Source organism: Paenibacillus turicensis, from assembly GCF_050461185.1.
Lineage (GTDB): Bacteria > Bacillota > Bacilli > Paenibacillales > Paenibacillaceae > Fontibacillus > Fontibacillus turicensis_A.
In genome coordinates this window covers 375182-394475 of record NZ_JBCMOR010000005.1, presented here as the reverse complement: position 1 = coordinate 394475, position 19294 = coordinate 375182, and the positions used below count along the sequence as shown (strand labels likewise).

Here is a 19294-nt window from a genome sequence, read left to right as displayed (position 1 = left end):
ATTTATTGGTTTTATCAAAAATACATAGCTTGTCAGGCAAGCTCAAAAACAGGGGGATATACAATGAGAAAGAACAATTTTTCAAAATTATTGATGATCTGGGTGGCGGTCTTTGCTTTGGCGCTGACAGCATGCTCAAATTCAAGTAAAACTGCTAATTCTAATGCAAAGTCAGATACGACAAGTACTAATGCGGCTACCACTACTACACCATCAACCATTGAAATTACAGATGCTCATGGGAAAGTGACTGTTCCTGTGAATCCAAAAAAGGTAGTTGCTCTTGATAGCAGAACTTTTGAAACTTTAGCAGCTTGGGACGTTAAATTAGTAGCTGTACCAAAAGATGTTATGCCTGCGGATTCACCTTATGTTAAGGATGAAACAGTACAAAATATTGGAAATCATCGTGAACCTAATCTTGAATTATTAGCATCTGTAGATCCAGACCTTGTCATTGTTGGACAAAGATTTGCTAGCTTTTACGAGGATATTAAGAAGTTAGTACCCAATGCGGCAGTGATCGATCTTGATTTCGATGTATCTGGCAAAGAAGGCAATCCTGGTGAAAACTTAGTTAAAGGACTTAAGGATGCAACCACGAATTTAGGTAACATTTTTGATAAGCAAGAAGATACAACTAAGTTAAATGCCGAGTTAGATACTGCGATTGAAGCAGCAAAGACCGCATACAATGGAACAGATAAGATCATGAGTGTTGTCGTATCTGGTGGCAATATCGGATTTTCTGCTCCGCATTCTGGACGGGTCTGGGGACCACTTTATGATATTTTTGGTTGGGCTCCTTCACTAGAAGTTGATAAATCTTCTTCCGATCATCAAGGTGATGAAATTTCGGTTGAAGCAATTGCACAAAGCAATCCAGATTGGATTTTTGTATTAGATCGTGATGCTGCTATCTCTTCTTCAAAAGATTCCGTTCCTGCTCAAGACGTGATTAATAAAGCGCCTGCTTTGAAAAATACAACCGCAATTACTAAAGGGCAAATTGTGTATGCTCCAAACGACACTTATACCAATGAATCTATCGAAACTTTTATCGAATTAATTAATAATGTAGCAACAGCTTTAGGTAAGAAATAAAAGGAGTATAATGTAGTGCTAAAAAATTTAATACCTAAGCACGCCGGGGTTGAGAATGCTCAACCCCAGCGTCATAATCATAGAAAACTATGGACGATCCCTTTTATCATTGCAATTATCATTACAATTATTTTAAGTGTAATATCACTACTTACTGGCGTGTATGACATTAAAGGACAAGCCGATGGGATGGAAATGTTCTTCATCACGCGTGTCCCAAGAACATTCGCGTTAATGCTGACTGGCGCTGCAATGGCAATGTCTGGATTAGTCATGCAACTCATTACACAAAATCGGTTAGTAGAGCCTACCACAACAGGAACGATGGAATGGTCTGGACTGGGACTTATGTTTATCTATTTATTTTTTCCCGCGCCATCCTTAGTGCTAAGAATGACAGGTGCAATCATTTTTTCTTTTATAGGAACGATGATTTTTTTTGTGTTTCTAAAAAAGGTTAAACTTCGTTCGTCATTAGTTGTCCCTATTATCGGGATGATGCTAGGTGCAATCGTTTCTGCATTTTCCACTTTTGTTGGCCTAGTGTTCCAAATGACTCAAAATATCGAAAACTGGTATGCAGGCTCGTTCTCATCTGTTCAAATTGGCCGGTATGAATACTTATGGATCATTATATTAATTACGATCCTTATTTTTATTTTTGCTGATCGCTTAACTTTAGCAGGATTAGGGGAAGACGTGGCTACTAGTCTAGGCGTGAACTATGATCGAATTGTTTTATTAGGCACAGCATTTATTTCTTTAGCCGTTGGTATTGTTGCGGCTGTCATTGGCACACTTCCGTTTTTAGGCTTAATTGTACCTAACATCGTTTCTATGTTCCGAGGTGACGATCTTAGAAGTAACTTACCTTGGGTCTGCCTATCAGGGATGGCTGCCATTATGATTTGTGACATTTTATCGCGTATCATTATTATGCCCTTTGAAATCCCTGTCTCCATGATACTGGGAACAGTTGGTGCCGTCGTATTTATACTTATTCTTTTAAGGCAAAGGAGGTCAAGAAGGATACTAAGATGAGTGAACTAGCTAATAGTAATCCACTAAATATTAAAATTAATTCTAATCATAATTCTAAAAAAAGATCAGCTAGTGCCTTTCGTACAAAAAAGGAAGAAAAGTTTTATTGGATCTTGCTGATAGTATTAATAATGGTTGGTGTGTTTGCTTCCATTGGGCTACTCGTTTACAACAATCCAGTTCCTGTAACCTCTCCTTCCTTTGTACCTGTCGTTAAAAGAAGAGTGGTTGCCCTTGTTGCCATGCTTATCGCTGCCATTTGTCAAAGCTTATCTACTGTCGCTTTTCAATCCATTACAAACAATAGAATTATAACTCCATCACTTTTAGGCTTTGAGGCTATTTATTCAACCATTCATACAAGCACGATCTTTTTTCTAGGTGCTACGGTGTTTGTAAGCTTTAGCGGGGTTGATTCATTTTTATATCAAGTGATTGCAATGGTTTTGGTGTGTTTAATTCTTTATGGATGGTTACTTTCTGGGAAATATGGTAACTTACAGCTGCTTCTTTTAGTTGGTATCATTATGGGGGCTGGACTTCGTTCTGTATCCTCTTTTATGAGAAGATTGCTTGCACCGTCTGAGTTTGACATTTTACAAGCAAAATTGTTTGCATCCGTTAATAATGCCGATGCTGCTTATTTTCCGATTGCTATTCCAATTGTGATCGTTGTCGCCTTCCTTTTACTTGCGAATGCGAAGAGATTAAATGTGCTGTCACTTGGTAAGGATGTCTCTACCTCACTTGGGACGAAACATCAAAGTGGAGTCATTTATACGCTAGTTCTAATTTCTATTTTAATGGCAATTTCAACTGCTTTAGTTGGCCCCTTGACGTTTTTCGGATTTTTAGTTGCCACTTTAAGCTATCAAGCAGCACAAACGCATGATCATAGATACATATTTCCCATGTCTCTTGCAATCGGTTTTGTCATTTTAACCGGCTCATATTTTATTATGTATCATGTTTTTAATGCGCAAGGTGTTGTTTCGATTATTATAGAATTAGTTGGCGGACTTACATTTTTGATTATGATTTTAAGGAAGGGTTCTTTATGATACAAATCGATAATGTTAAAAAAAGTTATACGGATGAGGTAGAAATCGGACCTTTAAATATTACAATACCAAAGGCTGGACTAACTTCTCTTATCGGACCCAACGGGGCGGGCAAATCTACAACACTTTTAATGATTGGAAGACTTTTAAATTTAGACCAAGGTCAAATTAGCGTAGCAGGAATGGATGTCACTAAATCCAAATCAAGCGATCTTGCTAAAATCGTAACGGTTTTAAGACAAGAAAATCATTTCGTAACGAGACTTACCGTGAGGCAGTTGGCTGGCTTCGGACGTTTCCCTTATTCTAAAGGGAGATTAACGAAAGAGGATGAAATCATCATTTCTAAATATATTGATTTTCTTAACTTGACTGAGCTTGAAAATAGATATTTAGATGAGCTTTCTGGGGGACAACGGCAAAGAGCTTATGTAGCCATGGTATTATGTCAGGAAACGGAATACGTTCTTTTGGATGAGCCGCTTAACAATCTTGACGTCGCACGTTCTGTGCAAATGATGGAGCATTTGAAATATGCAGCGCATGAATTTGGAAGAACCATCTTGACCGTAATGCATGACATAAATTTTGCCGCAAAATACTCTGATAGAATTTGTGCTATGAAGGAGGGGCAAATTGCCGCCTTTGGAACTGTGGAAGAGGTGATGAAACCTGACATCTTAACGGATATTTTTGAAACTAAAATTGAAATTATTGCGGGACCCTACGGGCCTATCGCGATTTATTAGAGTATATTTTGAAATTCAAGAAAAAGGCTGGTGAACTGATGAACAACAACATTACTTTGAAGGAAGCAATCCGCTCACTCTCGATGGAATCGTATGTTCAAGGTGGCACGCTAGCGAAATGTCTACCTGCCTACCTCTGGCGGTCAATGGGAAAGGTAGACTTAGAGGAAGATGAGTTGTGGCAAAATGACAAGCTCAAGGTGCTGACCTACAACTATGATGGTTACGCCGTGAATATCACCTTACACCAAGACAGCGGGTATCTGCACGACAGCGTTGATATATGGGATATCACGGACACCGTCGTCGCTACCGTCGGCAGGCTATTGACCACACATGCAATAGAGCATTGGTCAGCAACCTGTGGCATAAAGCTACAACGATTCGAGATGGCTGATGAACGGGTCTACCTGTGGCCCAATGCTGTCACCGTCCATTATCACCTAAAGCATGATCAGTGGCTGCTGACCAAGGTTGCTGGCGCCTACCGTAGCTACGAAGATACCTTTGCTACCCTGCAAGCGATATCGCGAAGCTTGTAGTTGTTAATATCAACTAATTACTAATAATGTCAACAAAAAAACGCCATCACGTGAAATGATGACGTTTTTTAAATTTATATTATTTCATTTCCTCCACAGCCGTTTTACCCGCAATTCGACCAAAAGTAAAGATGTCTGTTAATGCATTACCACCCAGACGGTTACCTGCATGAATACCTCCAGCTACTTCCCCGGCAGCGTATAGATGTGCGATCGGCTGACCGTTTTCATCCAATACACGCGTTGCAGTGTCGATTTTAATGCCACCCATCGTATGGTGAACCGCTGGTTTCCGAGGCGTAGCGTAAAATGGTGCCTTTTCCACCTTCAAGCTAAACGTATCCTTATGGAACTCTGGATCAAAACCCGCATCGACATAGGAGTTATACTTGTCAATTGTAGCTCTAAGCACCTGAGGGTCCATATTAACCTTCACTGCCAGCTCTTCTATCGTATCCGCTCTAAAGAGCGTACCCGCTTCAACTTGTCGATCTATCTTTTCTTGGCTTGTGTTCGCCGCAGTTTTCTTAATCTCATCATCTGCGATTAGGTAAAATAAGCTTCCCTGCTCGATCGCTGCTTTCGTTAACACATCCCGACCAGAAAATTCATTTACGAATCGTTCTCCCTTTTGGTTAACAATAACAAAGTTCTCAGGTGGAACTTGCAGTCCACTAAAGAGCTCGCCCGTTTCAGGATCTGCTACAGGCATCATTTGAGTAAAGCCCATACCTGTCAGTGCCGCGCCTGCACTCTTACCAAGTGTTATTCCATCCCCTGTCATCGCATAGGAATTCGTTGTTTTGATATCATCATCGATATGACTCCAATACGTATTATATTCCTTCAGCATTTGAGTATTTGCACCAAAACCACCACTAGCAAGTACTACTGCTTTCGCATGTACGGTGATTTTCTGTCCATTAACACCAGTTGCGATAACACCAGCTATTTTTCCATCTTCAATGATCAGTTGTTTGACTGGACTATCCGTAATAATTTGACCGCCATTCTCTTCAACATATTTGCTTAGTGCAAGGATAAATGCCGAGCCATAGCTTTTAACAGGCTTATGACCACGACGCCAAAGCGCACCCACTGGCGCAAATACGATACTCTTATCGTATTCAACCCCGATATCTTCAAGCCACTGTACACTTTCCAAGGCATGGTCAGTAAGCACCTTGACCAGATCATATTGTCCGTAGATCATGTTGCCATTTAGGTCTGTACGCTTTCCACCGAAATACGTTTGCATTCTGTGTAGAAGTGGCGAGTCAAATAAATAAGCTTGCTCCGTGCTAAACTTTTCCTGATAAGCTGCAAATTCTTGTTTTAGGGCACGGAAATCCTCCAAATATTCAGGATGAATTAAACTTTCTTCTGTATTTAATAAATTTTCAATCGTTTGTCTTTCCCCTGGGTTCTCATGGAATTGTTGCTGCCAGACAGGATCCGCAGCATTGACAGGACCACCTGAACGAATCGTGTTCCCCCCTACAGCAGGATACTTTTCAAGCACAATCGCACTTGCGCCATGCTGTAAAGCTGTTGCAGCAGCACTTAAACCAGCACCGCCTCCCCCTACGACAACGACATCACATGTATATTCTTCATCATCCTTCATCTGACTGCTAGCAGGTTTTGGACGTCTTCTTAGGATGTCTGGGTTAACGCCAGCCAGCTTAACCGCTTTGGCAACACCATTAATAACAGCGTTACTTGTTTCAGAAGCACCTGAGAGTGCATCCACATTTAGCGTTTGTCCCTCGATAATTTTATTCGGTATTCTTACAAAAACAACATCAGCGATCCCTTCGGTTTCCCCCTTAGCGTCGATATCGATGCTTTCAATTCTATCTTCACTAAAGGATACCTTCATTGGAAGATTCCCACTGTGGCCGATCGCATTTACCTCATACACACCAGGTTTATAGGTGAACTCCTCTTCCACGTTAAGCTGATTTGAAATTTTAGCAAAACGAAGGAAGCGTAGAAAACATATTTCTAGGAAATCAATCGTTCCTTCATTGTTTAAGTTACCTGATTCATCAAAAGCTTTATGTGCAGTCCCAAGCAAAAATTCATACCCTGGCATCACATTAGCTTCCACACCTGGTGCATCTAAAATTTGACGAAGATGTAGCTGCGCCCGCGACGAGCCTTGTGTTCCCTGCGACGCACCAATGATCATCACGGGTTTACCAGCAAGCGGATGGATCTCAAAGCTCAGCCATTCAAGCAAGCTTTTAAGGGATGAAGGGATGGAATGGTTATATTCAGGAGTCGCAATAATGGCCCCATCACTAGCAATAATTTTTTCATTAAACGTTTGTATAATTACACTGTTCGTTTGGTTATCAGATTGATTAAACATCGGTACATCTGTAATATCAAGAATTTCAATTTCTGCTTTTGACTTAAAATGTTTTTGCATGAACTGAAGCAGCTTGCGATTATATGATTTTTTAGCATTTGTGCCAACGATCGCTATGATTTTCATTGTGATTAGCCCCCTACTCTTGCCAAGTAAATTTTTTCGTTTTTTTCTTAAACGTTCTTTTTGACAGTAGTTCAGAAGTGATCTCAGTAAATAAAACAAACTCCCTAAAAATTTCTTCAAGCTCAGCTACTTTGTCAGCATCAATGAGATTACCACTGCTATCAAAGGCACTCTGAGATTTTCCTAAAAGAAACTCACTGCTCGGCATCAATCTTGCACCAAGCTCAGGTGAATCTAAGATTTGTCTAAGATGTGCTTGTGCTCTGGAAGAGCCAAGTGAACCGTGTGAAGCACCAACGATAAGCACTGGCTTATCAATCAAGGGTTGCGTCGTGTAGCTGATCCATTCCAAAGCGCTTTTCAAAACGGCTGGGATGGCATGATCATACTCAGGCGTAGCGATAATAACACCTTCAGCTTTGGAGATTTGATCCAATAAGTCTTGTACCTTCTCAGGAATATCAACTTCTGCGTCCTCTATATCATCTTTTTCAATAAAGGCTGGCAGATCTTTAATTTCATATAAATCAATCTTGACCTCGCTAGCAAAATGCTTTTGCATAAACTCCAGCAATATACGGTTCGTTGACACATCTGAATTGGTGCCGACGATAGCTAAATAATTCATAGTAATCCCCTTTCTATACATTGTAATTTAATTCACTAACTTAGTTTCAAAGAAATATGTTCTATTGGCATAACTCTATCATATCAAGGGTTAATGATCTAATAGTTATTCATTGAAGTTTGATAACCAATTTGTTATAATCAGCTCAAGCCCTATGTTTGTTACTTTTTTCACAAGAGGTGAGAGATATGTCTAAACTACAATCGCAAGATATTTTGTATTATATTGATACTCTCTTAAAATATAGCAATTATAGCAAGGCTGCCAAAGCACTGTATATTTCTCAGCCTTATTTGACGAAGGTGATAAAAAAAGTAGAACATGAACTTAACTGTGAGCTTATTACTCGCAACAAACTCCCCTATCGCTTAACTGAGCAGGGAAAAATATATTATCAGTATTTGACTTCAATGGAAAACAACTATGCAAAGCTGATTAGAGAGATCACCTATGTATCAGATATGGACAATCAAGTGTTACGAATCGGCATCCTTCCGAGTCTTGGCTCCTATCTGACTCCTCTTTTTTTGCCAGAATTTCTAGCACTTCATCCTACGTATAAAATAAATCTTTTAGAAGATTTACCTGAAAAAAACGAGAAACTTCTGCAAAACAACGAGTTGGATTTCTGGATTGGGCAAAACTCAGGTAGTATATCTCCCAATTTAAATGCTGTTAGCTGGGGCAAGCATAGCTATAGAGCAATTATCCCATGTTGCTGTGAACTGTACCAGCAGAATGTAGCGATTATTCCAGAAGGCTCAATTGATATCAGGGAAATTTTGAGTCAAAAGTTGATTTTGACCTCCAAAGGCTCAGCAATCAGGAAACAGATAGACCAACTACTAAGTGTCTATAAGATTCAACCTAATATTTTGTTGGAAAGTAACGACATTTATACTGTTCTTAAGCTTGCAAAGCGAAATTTGGGTCTAACCATTATACCAGAGAGTATTCATATCAAGGAGTGCCCACCTGAATATAATATATATCCAATTCCAATGGATAAGATGAGTTTGGATTATTTTATAGCCTATCAAAGTGAAAAAACGCTAACAAGCGTGGATCATGACCTTATAAATGCATTTTTAAATCATGGACAACCATGTGCAAAATAGGAGGCCGCCATCATGAGTAGTTATACAAAAATAATACATCTCATGGGAACAAAAATTACCCTGTTCATCGAGGGATTAAATGCTGAGAAGCTTGCTGAGGAAGCTGAGCAGATGCTGATTGATTACGAAGAGGCTTTTAGTGCCAATAGTGATCATTCACAGCTTGCCTTGCTAAAAAAAGAAGCTGGATTGCACCCTTTAAAAATAGATAAGGAGTTGTATGACCTCATAAAAATAGGAAAGGAGCACAGTTTAAATCAAGATTCCTACTTAAATATTGCAATAGGTCCTTTGATCAAGCTGTGGAGAATTGGTTTCAGTGAGGCGCATGTACCAGAAGATGACGCTATTAAGATGGTGTTGGATTTATTGAATCCTGAGAATATCCAGCTAAATGATGAGCATAGCTCTGTTCTATTATCCAAAAAAGACATGGAGATTGACCTTGGCGCGATCGCTAAAGGTTATTTTGCTGATCAAGTTATGGCATTTTTCAAAAAAAATGGAGCTACCTCAGCAATGGTAGATATGGGGGGAAATGTGCTTGTTTATGGAGACTCACCTCAAGGAGAGAATTACTGGAGAACAGGAATACAAAATCCATTTTTACCTAGGGGAAATGCCGCTGCAATCGTCAAAATAAGAAACCAATCCGTCGTAACATCAGGCATATACGAAAGAGTTTTGAACCAAGAAGGCGTTCATTACCATCATATATTTAACAGTAGAACGGGTTATCCTATCGAGAATAATATCGCTTCGTTAACAATTATTGCCGATAAATCATTGGACTGTGATATCTATACTACAAAATTATTTGGATTAGATGCGGCTTCAGTTATTCAAAAAGTTAGTAGAATAAAGGATATGGGAGCAATCGTCATAACGATAGATGGACAAATGGCGTTTACAGACAATCTTAAAGGGAAAATAGATTTTCAATGATGGAAAGTGAAATGATAGAAAATCTTCTTTTGTATTTATCCTTTCAAAAATTTCAAGCATTTCATCCTCTTGATAGTAATCTCTTACTTCAAAATTAATCAATATGTATTCTTAATATACGGATTTAAAAAATCCTTCTGGTCTTAACTGTGCTAACGCTTGTATCAAGATCTCAAAAAGATCCTTTCTAAATTGAATAAATTCATCACTGTAATTAAAGATTTGATCAGAAATAACATTTTCATTTTCAATCATATATTCCAAAATAATTTTGTTACGTTCTGGAAAATCATTTTCTGAAATAGAATGGCTATTGTTAATTTCTCCTTATATAAAATAAAAAATCAGGCAAAATAGATACGATTAAGCATCGATTCCAACCTGACAAGCAATGGAGCTAGGCGGAATCGAACCGCCGACTGATCGCTGCCAGCGACCTGTTTTCCCCCTAAACTATAGCCCCTTATTTATATGTGCATTATTAGTGCATCTAATTTGTAATTATACCCCACTTCACTACGCAACTGCAACTATATATTTCCTTTTTCAAGTGTACTTAGACACCTAACTTGTTACTATATTTTATCTGAAGTATGTAAAGTTTTCTTTTAAACAAATTTTACATGGCAATCTGAAAAATATGGAAATATAATAAAGAAGGATTGTGTTATTTAGTACTGTCGCTAGGTTCACAAAATTATATACTCATCATTGATAACGCTTTCAATGCGGTCTACACCTACGATTGCTGTACTAGAGGCCCTATTCCAAAAAAGGTGGCTAATATTATGCTGTACACTTCAGGAGAAATTGAATGTTTACCTCAGGAGGTCGGTTACGATGCATCAAGAATTGAAGTTTTACATAGCTATTTCCAGAAACTGATTGATGAAAAAATGATCCAAGGGGCTTCGTATTCTGTAGCCAGATATGGAAAAACTTTCATGCAAGGTGCACTTGGCCCCATTTCTTATCGCGATCCCACTACTCCATTGCTCCCAACTACCGTACACCGGATTGCATCCATCACAAAAGTGTTCACAACGATTGCGATTGCCAAGCTAGTCGAAAATGGGATGATTCGCTTTGATGATCCTGTAGGCAGTATTTTAAAACAGTTTGACGTCCCTCCATTTAATAAAATTGATATTTTTAGCTTGCTGACCCATACTTCTGGTCTATTTCTTGATTACACAGCACATCTCTCCTATCATCGTAATTATTGGGATTTAGTTGAACAGTATTTTGATAGCTACAAAGCCGAAGAGGGTGAGCTTGATTGGATTTCAGCCGCATTAAGCGGTGGAATGAGCAGGAACGTCGGCGAAGAATGGCAATACAGTACCTTTGGCTTCATTTTCCTTGGAGAAATCATTAAAAAGGTTACTGGGATGAGTGCTGAACAATATATTGAAGAGCAAATTGCGAAGCCACTCGGTATGAAGGATACCATGTTTAACCCAACACAAGACCTAGCTAAACGCTGTATTATTCGACATGAACGGCAGGAAAAATTCATTAATGGACTCCTTGCAGATCAAAAGCCTGAGCAATCCCCTTCAGAGATGCTTTGGAGCCATGTGCCAGATACAGGTGGAGGGTTATTTTCTACACTACCCGATCTTATAAAGCTAGGGAATATGTTGCTTGGGATGGGAAAGCTTGGAGATACACGTATTTTAGGACGCAAAACAGTAGAAAAAATTACAGCAAGAGCTTTATTTGATACGCCCGATTATTGCTGGGGAGGATTTAATCCTGACCGAATTTACGCATTAGGTTTTGATATGCGAACAGGCTGTACGTTCATCTACTCCCCCACAACTTATGGTCATGAAGGTGCAGGCTCTAGCTGTATACTAGTTGATCCTGTTGAACAAGTAACAGCAGTGTGGTTTGTTCCTTTCGTAGATGGTGGTTGGCACGCTGAAGCTTTATATAACGTCACAAATATCATTTGGTCAGGATTAAGTTAACGATACAATGTTAGAAACAAAAATAACCGCAATAAATAAATTATGCTTCTAAGAAAGGTGGTAATTTTATGTTATACGCTTCTGGGCAAGTAGATTGTACCCCGCAAGAGGTGGGGTATGATGCTTCAAGAATTGAAGTTTTACACAGTCATTTTCAAAGGTTGATAGAACAGAAAAAAATTCAGGGTGCCTCCTATTGTGTGTCTCGATATGGAAAAACATTTATGCATGGTGCGGTGGGTCCCCTATCCTATAAGGATGAACATACACCGTTACTTCCTACTACTGTTCATCGTATTGCATCTATTACTAAAGCGATTGTAACGATCGCGATTGCCAAGCTCGTTGAAGATGGGTTGATCCGTTTTGATGATCCTGTAGGCAGTATTTTGACGCAATTTGATGTGACACCGTTTAACAAAATAGATATTTATAGCTTACTTACACATACCTCTGGAATGTTCCCAGATTGGAAAGGCGACATGCCTTATTTTCGAGATTATTGGGATCTAATCGGTCAGTATTTTGAAAATTATAAACCAGAAGATGGGGAGTTAGACTGGATAAAGGCTGCTTTAAGCTGTGGTGTGGATAGACCCGTTGGGCAGGAATGGCAATATTGCTCATTTGGCTTTTGTTTATTAGGAGAAATTATAAAGAAGGTAACTGGTGTAAGTGCAGAGCAGTATATTGAAGAGCAAATTGCACAGCCTCTCGGCATGCAGGATACGATGTTTGATCCTACGCCAGAGCTGGCGAAGCGTTTTATCATTCGCGATGGAGAATATGAGAAACGTATAAATAATATCATCGCAGGGATTGAGCCTGAGCTCTCCCCTTCAGAGAAGTTGTGGAGTAACGTATCAAGAACAGGTGGCGGGTTATGCTCAACCCCAAGTGATTTAATTCGGTTTGCTAATATGCTTCTAGGGATGGGGAAGCTGGATAACACTCGAATTTTAGGACGTAAAACGGTAGAGAAAATTACGACAAGAACATTGTATGACAAACCAGATTATTGCTGGGGAGGGAACAATCCTGACCGTAGCTATGGGATCGGTCTAGACATGCGTAGAGGTTCTGCCTTCCTTTATTCCGATACAACCTATTGTCATGAAGGTGCTGGAGCTTGCTCCATGATCATTGATCCTACAGAGCAGCTCGCAGCCGTTTGGTTTGTACCGTTTATGGATGATGAATGGCATGCAGATGCCTTATTTAATGTCACAAACATTATTTGGTCAGGGCTAAGCTAATGAATAGCATTCGACATCAGTTACGTGTAATGAGATCAGTAGCAGGTGTCACCTATAAGGAGTGGGCTGCCTATCGCACCCACTCCATGGTATCTATTGTTGTAGGTCCAGTTTTTTTTATTGTGCAATATTTTATATGGACCGCGGTGTATGGTGATCATTCCACTTTAGGTGGACTTGAGCTAAACCAGATGATCAGGTACTTTGGTGTAACAACACTGATTAGCTATCTCACCATGGATTTTGCAGATTGGAACCTATCTATGCTGATACGAACTGGGAAATTCTTAACGTTCCATTTACGCCCCGTCCATCATCGTTCATTTGCTCTATTTCAAAAGCTTGGCCATCGCTCATTAGGATTTCTATTTGAATTTATTCCTTGTTTACTGATCTTTATTTTTATTTTTCGTATAGATATGACACCTGCAAGTTATTTATGGGCTTTTTTATCGATCACTCTTGCTTTTTTAATGAATTTTTATGTTAATTATACCATTGGCTTATTGTCATTTTGGTTAGTTCAATCTGATGGAATACGTGGCGCATTTATGCTTCTATCCAGCGTTTTTTCTGGTGCACTTCTTCCACTTAGCTTATTCCCAGTATGGCTACAAAGCATTCAATTTTTTCTACCGTTTCAATACATTGCTTATATTCCTGCAATGGTATTTACGGGACAATATTCACTGGGTGGCATCCATTTAACGATGGGGCAGGCGGTTGGACTTCAAGCGATTGCTGTTGTTATTACATTTATCGCAAATGAGCTAGTAAGGCGTATTGCTATGAAACAATTTACTGCTGTTGGTGCATAAATAGGTTAAGAAGGGATTTCATTTATGAAGCGGTTTTTTAATATATATAAGCAATGCCTACTTTCTGCATTACGTGTATCTGCAGCCTATCGCATGAATTTTATCGTTAGCTGTATTATTACACTTGTAGGGAATGTGTTCTTTCCACTTCTCACCTTGTTAATCTATAGTAATGGAGCTAGTTTTCCAGGCTGGAGCTTCTACGAGGTGTTATTAATCCAGTCTATCTTTACGATGTCCAGCGGACTTTCCAACCTCATTTTTGGTGGTGTACTTTGGACAACAATGTCACATATACGTGAAGGTAGTTTTGAGGTTATACTCATGAAGCCACTAAATCCATTGTTTTTTATCATTGCTACCACGTTTTCACCTGATAGTATTGGTGTATTTGTGGGTGGGGTGGCACTGTTCATTATTTCCCTCACTGGAGTAGGTACTATTTTATTTGTTTCTTGGGTGCAGTTTGTACTATTTTTTGTAGCTGGTATTGCAGTAATGGCAGGGATGTCCTTAATGATGGCAGCGATGTCCTTTAAATGGGTAGGGAATTCAAGAATTCCAGAGCTTGCAGATAGTGTATTGAATTTTGGGAAGTATCCGTTACCAATTTTTCCAAAAGCGTTACAAGCGCTCATTACCTTCATTGTTCCTGTTGGTGTCATTGGCTTTTTACCCGCCTCCGCCCTACTTGGTGAAATAAAACTGGTAGATTTTATAGCAGTGGTCCCTTGTGTATTATTTATGATAGCAGGTGCCTTTATATATCGACATATGATTTCTTTATACGAGGGGGTTGGCGGATGAATCCGATCATCGACGTGAAGCAATTAAATAAAACATATAAAACATACAAAAGAGGCTCTAGCCTAAGCGAAACCCTCAAAAGTTTTTTCTACCGAGAGGAGGTTATTATTAACGCTGTAAATGATATTAGCTTTACGATAGAGCAAGGGGAAATTTGTGGGATGCTTGGACCCAATGGAGCAGGAAAATCAACAACCATTAAAATGCTTTGCGGAGCATTATATCCCTCTTCTGGGGAGCTAAAAGTGTTAGGTTATTCACCTGCACAGGATCGAAAACGTTATGTTAGTCATGTAGGCGCAGTTTTTGGACAAAAATCTCAATTAATATGGGATATTCCACCGATTGATAGCTTCCGCATGAATCAAGCGATTTATGGGGTCTCTGACCATGATTTCAAACAACGCCTAGAAGAGTTGGCAGTGTTACTAGATATTACGGAAGTCATCGAAAAGCCTACCCGTGTCCTCTCTTTGGGAGAACGAATGAAGTGTGAATTTGTTATGGCTATGCTCCATCAGCCACAAATTTTATTTTTAGATGAACCTACAATTGGACTTGATGTCATTGCAAAGGTTAAAATTCGCCAGTTTGTCCGAGAGATGAATCGTAAGCATAATATGACCTGCATTTTAACTACACATGATCTGGAAGATATTGAAGAATTAGCTCATCGCGTCATCGTCATTAATCATGGCACAAAAGTTTTTGATGATTCATTATCACAGTTCAAGCTTTTTTTAGGTGATAAAAAACAGGTCAGTCTGACATTTACAGACCCCATTGATGGATCCATTTTTGATAATCACTATACGAGAGTTGTTGATCAACCCTCTGAATTGCAAATTACACTTGAAGTGGATACTGCTTTAATTTCAATTAGTGATTTTATCGAAAATATTTCTAGAGATCACCGTTTTTCTGATATTTCCATTAAAGAACTGCCCATTCAACAGGTGGTATTGAAGCTGTATGAGTCAGAGCAATCTGTAGTATAAAATGAATGTAAAAAAAAGATTTGAGGTGACAATATGCCAAAGTTTTTAGATGTTACTGGTAAAATTACAATCGTGCTGGGAATTATTTTAGGTATTGTGTATGGGAATTCTACGAACTACTTAACTGGTGATGACTCCTTTCAATGGCTATCTGCCATCGTTTATTGGATTAGTAGTATCATCTCAGGCTCAGTCCTGATTACACTTGGATTGATACTAGATTATGCAGAGGAAAACAATGCATTTTTGCGTGAGCTAGTTGCTAAGTCTAGAGCCGCAGACCAAGAAAACAGAACACCCAGAAAACCTTTAGGAAATAGTAAGGCATCCTTAGCCGCAATCACAGACTATAAATTTAAAGCCAATGATTAAGGATTTAAATTTAGCCATAAATATGGTTTAAAAACAGTACTTGATAATGACTTAGGTGGCAGCTACGATACAGAGAGTTCTTACGATTGTTGTTAAAATCATATTCCTTTTTATTTAAGTAGGTTTGTTGGTGGAATTTGATTTTAAGAGACAATCTTCAGAATCTCTCTGTCCCTTCGCTAGTTTGGGTTAGTTATCAAGTACTTATTTTAAGGTTAAGCCATATAATTATGGCTAATATTTAAATTAGGAGATGACAAATACACCAAAATTGCAAAGGGATAAAGGATTGTGAGGAAGTGAAACGTTCGTATTAAAAACTAGATTTTATCCATATTTATTGGCTCAACTTAGAAATTAGTGGTTGAGAGGAAGCAAAACTAGCGAAGGGGTAGAGGGATGGTGGAGAAGTGAACACGTCCGCCTTTACAGACTGTTTTTCAACCGATAAATATCTAGTTCAAGAAAATCAGGCTGTAACAGGGGTCGAAGCCACCCTCTGCGCAGTAGCTGCTTTCCTCAGAAGTTAGCAACCACTAATTTGGTTTTGAGCAATTTTTAGCATAAAAAATCTAGTTTTAAAAACGATCGGTAGAACCTTTGTTCCGTAGCCTCCATCACGCTTAATGTCATCCACTAATTTAAATTATGTGAAAATTATATCAATGTGCAATTTATGTTATTGACAAAATAGCCGCTAATGATTAGTATTGTGAATTAATAATTGAAAGACGGGATTACTTAAAAATTTAATAATCAGCAGGCTATGATTGTTACGGATCACACTGTAACAGGAGCAGCTTCTGGAGAGATCATGATTGACTTCATGACGCCGAAGGGTTCACAATCTCAGGCAAAAGGACAGAAGAGTATGAAATAGATGATTTGTTTTATTTATTTTAGTTTAAAATAACAAATTATTACTATTTATGCTTTTATGACCATGAGATTGGATACTTCCAATCTCTTTTTTTATTTTTAAGCATCAAAATTTATTGAATTCCGTACTGTGTAGATGAATTAAGGGGGAGCTTATTTTGGCAGAACAGGAACTAAAAAGAGATCTAGAAAACAGACATGTTCAACTTATTGCGATTGGAGGAACGATTGGTACAGGACTCTTCCTTGGTTCAGGAAAAGCAATTCAGCTTGCAGGACCTTCCATCGTTTTTGCTTATTTAATCGTTGGGATCGCAGTATTTTTTGTCATGAGAGCTTTAGGGGAGCTGTTGTTATCCAAGGCAGGTTATCAGACTTTTACTGACATTGCTGAAGACTATCTTGGACCAAAAATTGCTTTTGTTACAGGCTGGACCTATTGGTTTTGTTGGATTATGACTGCTATGGCAGACGTAATTGCTGTAGGCATGTATGTGCAATATTGGTTTGATATTCCGCAATGGGTACCTGAAATCTTATGCTTAATTATTTTGTTAGGCTTAAACCTGTTGACGGTTAAAAATTTTGGAGAGCTAGAATTTTGGTTCGCTTTAATTAAAGTTATTACGATTCTTGCCTTAATTGGTATTGGTATTGTTCTACTCGTTATCGGCTTTCGTACTGAATCTGGCGTTGTTAGTGTCCAAAACATTTGGGCACATGGTGGTATTTTTCCAAATGGCATTACAGGCTTCTTACTGTCGTTTCAAATGGTTGTCTTTGCATTTGTTGGTGTAGAGCTTGTTGGTGTCTCTGCCGCGGAAACGTCTAATCCCGAAAAAAATATTCCTTCTGCAATAAATAAAATTCCATTACGTATATTATTCTTCTATGTAGGTGCAATTTTAGCGTTATTATGCATTAACCCTTGGACTCAGCTTAGTGCATCTGAAAGCCCTTTTGTCAAAACCTTTGCGTTAGTGGGTGTGCCAATTGCGGCGGGTATAATCAATTTTGTTGTATTAACCTCTGCTGCGTCTGCGTGTAATAGTGGTATGTTCTCAACTAGCCGTATTTTATACAATTTAAGCAAAAACAAACAAGCTTCTGCCTCCTTTGGCAAACTAAATAAAAACCATGTGCCTCGTAATGGCTTATTAATTTCTACCCTTGTTTTATCTGGTGGTGCTTTACTTAGTAAGCTCATTCCTGAGCAAGCATTTGGAATTGTGACAACCATTAGTGCCATCTGTTTCATTTGGGTGTGGGGCGTTGTTGTTGTCTCCCACTTAAAGTATAAAAAAACAGCTCCACAGCTCCATGCCACATCAAAATTTAAAGCGCCTTTAACTCCTTTTATTAATTATGTGGTTTTGGCATTGTTTGCAGCTATTTTAATTATTATGTTGTTTGCAGGTGAGACGCGTCCTGCTTTACTATTAACTCCGTTATGGTTTATTTTATTGTTTATTTTGTATCATATAAGTACACGTAATAAGAGTAAAAGTACTACAACAACCTTCAAAAGTTAGATAACTCCATAAATAGTGAATCGTTATAAAAAAGCCATCACTGATATTTGGCTGATTAACAATCAAATATTCAATGATGGCTCATTAAATCTAAACAACATCTATAACACCAATTATTTTTTAATCGCAACGTAACCTTCAACCATATATGAGCCAAAATAACGTGTAACGTGTTCAAAACCAGCAAGCTCTAACCATGTAACAATCTGCTCGGAAGGTTCTGGGTAGGATGTGTGTCCAATAGAAGCTTGGAACTTCTCCCAATGCTCCTCACTAATACCAGCAGATAACATACTTGAACGATAAGCAGACATCAAAATTGGATAAATCTTGGAAGAAGGATCGGCACTCAGCGTTGCCATAATAAACATTGCGCCTGATTTCAATCGGCTTGCAATTTCTTGAAGCATGTTTAGCTTCGTTTGTTCATCTTGTATGAAATGAAGAACTAACATACAGGTTGCACCATCGTATTGATTGGATTGTGGCAGGTCTGTTACAGTGCCTTGAAGTAATGTCGTTTGCTCTAAAATTCCCGCTTCTTTTATGCGTAAGCTCGCTTCCGCCAACATTGATTCCGAAGGATCAATGCCTGTAAATCTCCAGCTTTGATTAAGCTGACCTAAGCTTATTATTTCTTGTCCCCCACCTGCTCCAACAATTAAAAGCTTGTGATCCTCTCCATTTAAATGCGCATGCATCATAAACGCCATTTGCTCATGTAACAGTCTGTAACCTGGTATTTTGGCCGCTATACTTGTGGTGTAATGTTGACCATTTACCTCTTTCCAGCTCATTTTTTCTGTAGAATTTATCGACACTGCAATACACTCCCCCTGCCCATGCTTTAACCCTACTTATAATATCGTTGAAATCTGCTTTATTATTAATCCGTTATATTGTACAATTAAGAATCATTCTCAATTATATAGAAATAATAAATAATAACAATCCCATTTACTTGG

At 38.6% G+C, this 19294-nt stretch carries 18 protein-coding genes, 1 tRNA gene and 1 riboswitch; of the genes, 14 read left to right on the top strand and 5 right to left on the bottom strand.

The window, feature by feature from the left end; genetic code table 11:
- The first annotated feature begins 63 nt into the window (after window positions 1–63).
- From ABE099_RS03905 to ABE099_RS03885, 5 genes are all read left to right on the top strand, one after another.
- The gene (locus ABE099_RS03905) at window positions 64–1104 is read left to right on the top strand and encodes a siderophore ABC transporter substrate-binding protein (protein WP_430027555.1); all 1041 of its coding nucleotides are present in this window, start codon (window positions 64–66) and stop codon (window positions 1102–1104) included.
- A 30-nt stretch (window positions 1105–1134) separates the two neighbouring features.
- Window positions 1135–2145, top strand: coding sequence for an ABC transporter permease (locus ABE099_RS03900; protein WP_430030442.1), 1011 nt, complete (start codon window positions 1135–1137; stop codon window positions 2143–2145).
- A gap of 131 nt (window positions 2146–2276) precedes the next feature.
- The gene (locus tag ABE099_RS03895; RefSeq protein ID WP_430030440.1) at window positions 2277–3206 is read left to right on the top strand and encodes an iron chelate uptake ABC transporter family permease subunit; all 930 of its coding nucleotides are present in this window, start codon (window positions 2277–2279) and stop codon (window positions 3204–3206) included.
- Window positions 3203–3955 (top strand): ABC transporter ATP-binding protein, encoded by a 753-nt coding sequence (locus tag ABE099_RS03890; protein ID WP_430027553.1) that lies wholly within the window; start codon window positions 3203–3205, stop codon window positions 3953–3955. Before ABE099_RS03895 ends, ABE099_RS03890 begins: the two co-directional genes overlap by 4 nt.
- An 8-nt stretch (window positions 3956–3963) precedes the next feature.
- Window positions 3964–4497, top strand: coding sequence for a hypothetical protein (locus tag ABE099_RS03885; protein ID WP_430027551.1), 534 nt, complete (start codon window positions 3964–3966; stop codon window positions 4495–4497).
- Between the two features lie 79 nt (window positions 4498–4576).
- Here the strand turns inward: ABE099_RS03885 and ABE099_RS03880 are convergent, their stop codons facing one another.
- Entirely contained in the window at window positions 4577–7000 is a 2424-nt protein-coding gene (locus tag ABE099_RS03880) for a flavocytochrome c (RefSeq protein WP_430027549.1), read from the bottom strand.
- A 13-nt stretch (window positions 7001–7013) separates the two neighbouring features.
- Complete coding sequence (locus ABE099_RS03875; protein ID WP_430027547.1) at window positions 7014–7628, bottom strand: NADPH-dependent FMN reductase; 615 nt, start codon at window positions 7626–7628, stop codon at window positions 7014–7016.
- A gap of 188 nt (window positions 7629–7816) precedes the next feature.
- Between ABE099_RS03875 and ABE099_RS03870 the strand changes: the two genes are divergently transcribed.
- On the top strand, window positions 7817–8746 hold the full coding sequence (locus tag ABE099_RS03870; protein WP_430027545.1) for a LysR substrate-binding domain-containing protein: 930 nt from the start codon (window positions 7817–7819) through the stop codon (window positions 8744–8746).
- A gap of 12 nt (window positions 8747–8758) precedes the next feature.
- Window positions 8759–9691 carry an FAD:protein FMN transferase gene (locus ABE099_RS03865; protein ID WP_430027543.1) on the top strand — a complete coding sequence of 311 codons (933 nt, stop codon included), beginning with the start codon at window positions 8759–8761 and terminating at the stop codon, window positions 9689–9691.
- A 111-nt stretch (window positions 9692–9802) separates the two neighbouring features.
- Here the strand turns inward: ABE099_RS03865 and ABE099_RS03860 are convergent, their stop codons facing one another.
- Window positions 9803–9994, bottom strand: coding sequence for a DUF4303 domain-containing protein (locus ABE099_RS03860; protein ID WP_430030438.1), 192 nt, complete (start codon window positions 9992–9994; stop codon window positions 9803–9805).
- Window positions 9995–10083: 89 nt separating this feature from the next.
- A tRNA-Ala gene (locus ABE099_RS03855) sits at window positions 10084–10154 on the bottom strand.
- 325 nt (window positions 10155–10479) lie between these two features.
- Between ABE099_RS03855 and ABE099_RS03850 the strand changes: the two genes are divergently transcribed.
- The 7 genes from ABE099_RS03850 to ABE099_RS03820 all read left to right on the top strand — a co-directional run bounded on the left by ABE099_RS03850 (window position 10480) and on the right by ABE099_RS03820 (window position 18329).
- Entirely contained in the window at window positions 10480–11667 is a 1188-nt protein-coding gene (locus tag ABE099_RS03850; protein WP_430027541.1) for a serine hydrolase domain-containing protein, read from the top strand.
- A 68-nt stretch (window positions 11668–11735) separates the two neighbouring features.
- Entirely contained in the window at window positions 11736–12923 is a 1188-nt protein-coding gene (locus tag ABE099_RS03845) for a serine hydrolase domain-containing protein (RefSeq protein ID WP_430027539.1), read from the top strand.
- A complete protein-coding gene (locus ABE099_RS03840; protein WP_430027537.1) occupies window positions 12923–13741 on the top strand; it encodes an ABC transporter permease in 819 nt (272 codons plus the stop codon). Before ABE099_RS03845 ends, ABE099_RS03840 begins: the two co-directional genes overlap by 1 nt.
- Window positions 13742–13765: 24 nt before the next feature.
- Complete coding sequence (locus tag ABE099_RS03835) at window positions 13766–14548, top strand: ABC transporter permease (RefSeq protein WP_430027535.1); 783 nt, start codon at window positions 13766–13768, stop codon at window positions 14546–14548.
- Complete coding sequence (locus tag ABE099_RS03830) at window positions 14545–15546, top strand: ABC transporter ATP-binding protein (RefSeq protein ID WP_430027533.1); 1002 nt, start codon at window positions 14545–14547, stop codon at window positions 15544–15546. The genes ABE099_RS03835 and ABE099_RS03830 overlap by 4 nt, the downstream gene beginning before the upstream one ends.
- A 33-nt stretch (window positions 15547–15579) precedes the next feature.
- Window positions 15580–15918, top strand: a complete 339-nt coding sequence (locus ABE099_RS03825) for a hypothetical protein (RefSeq protein ID WP_430027531.1) — start codon at window positions 15580–15582, stop codon at window positions 15916–15918.
- Window positions 15919–16711: 793 nt separating this feature from the next.
- Window positions 16712–16793: riboswitch (glycine riboswitch) on the top strand.
- Window positions 16794–16955: 162 nt separating this feature from the next.
- Window positions 16956–18329, top strand: a complete 1374-nt coding sequence (locus ABE099_RS03820; RefSeq protein WP_430027529.1) for an amino acid permease — start codon at window positions 16956–16958, stop codon at window positions 18327–18329.
- Window positions 18330–18442: 113 nt separating this feature from the next.
- Here the strand turns inward: ABE099_RS03820 and ABE099_RS03815 are convergent, their stop codons facing one another.
- Window positions 18443–19126, bottom strand: a complete 684-nt coding sequence (locus ABE099_RS03815) for a class I SAM-dependent methyltransferase (protein WP_430027527.1) — start codon at window positions 19124–19126, stop codon at window positions 18443–18445.
- Window positions 19127–19294 lie beyond the last annotated feature (168 nt).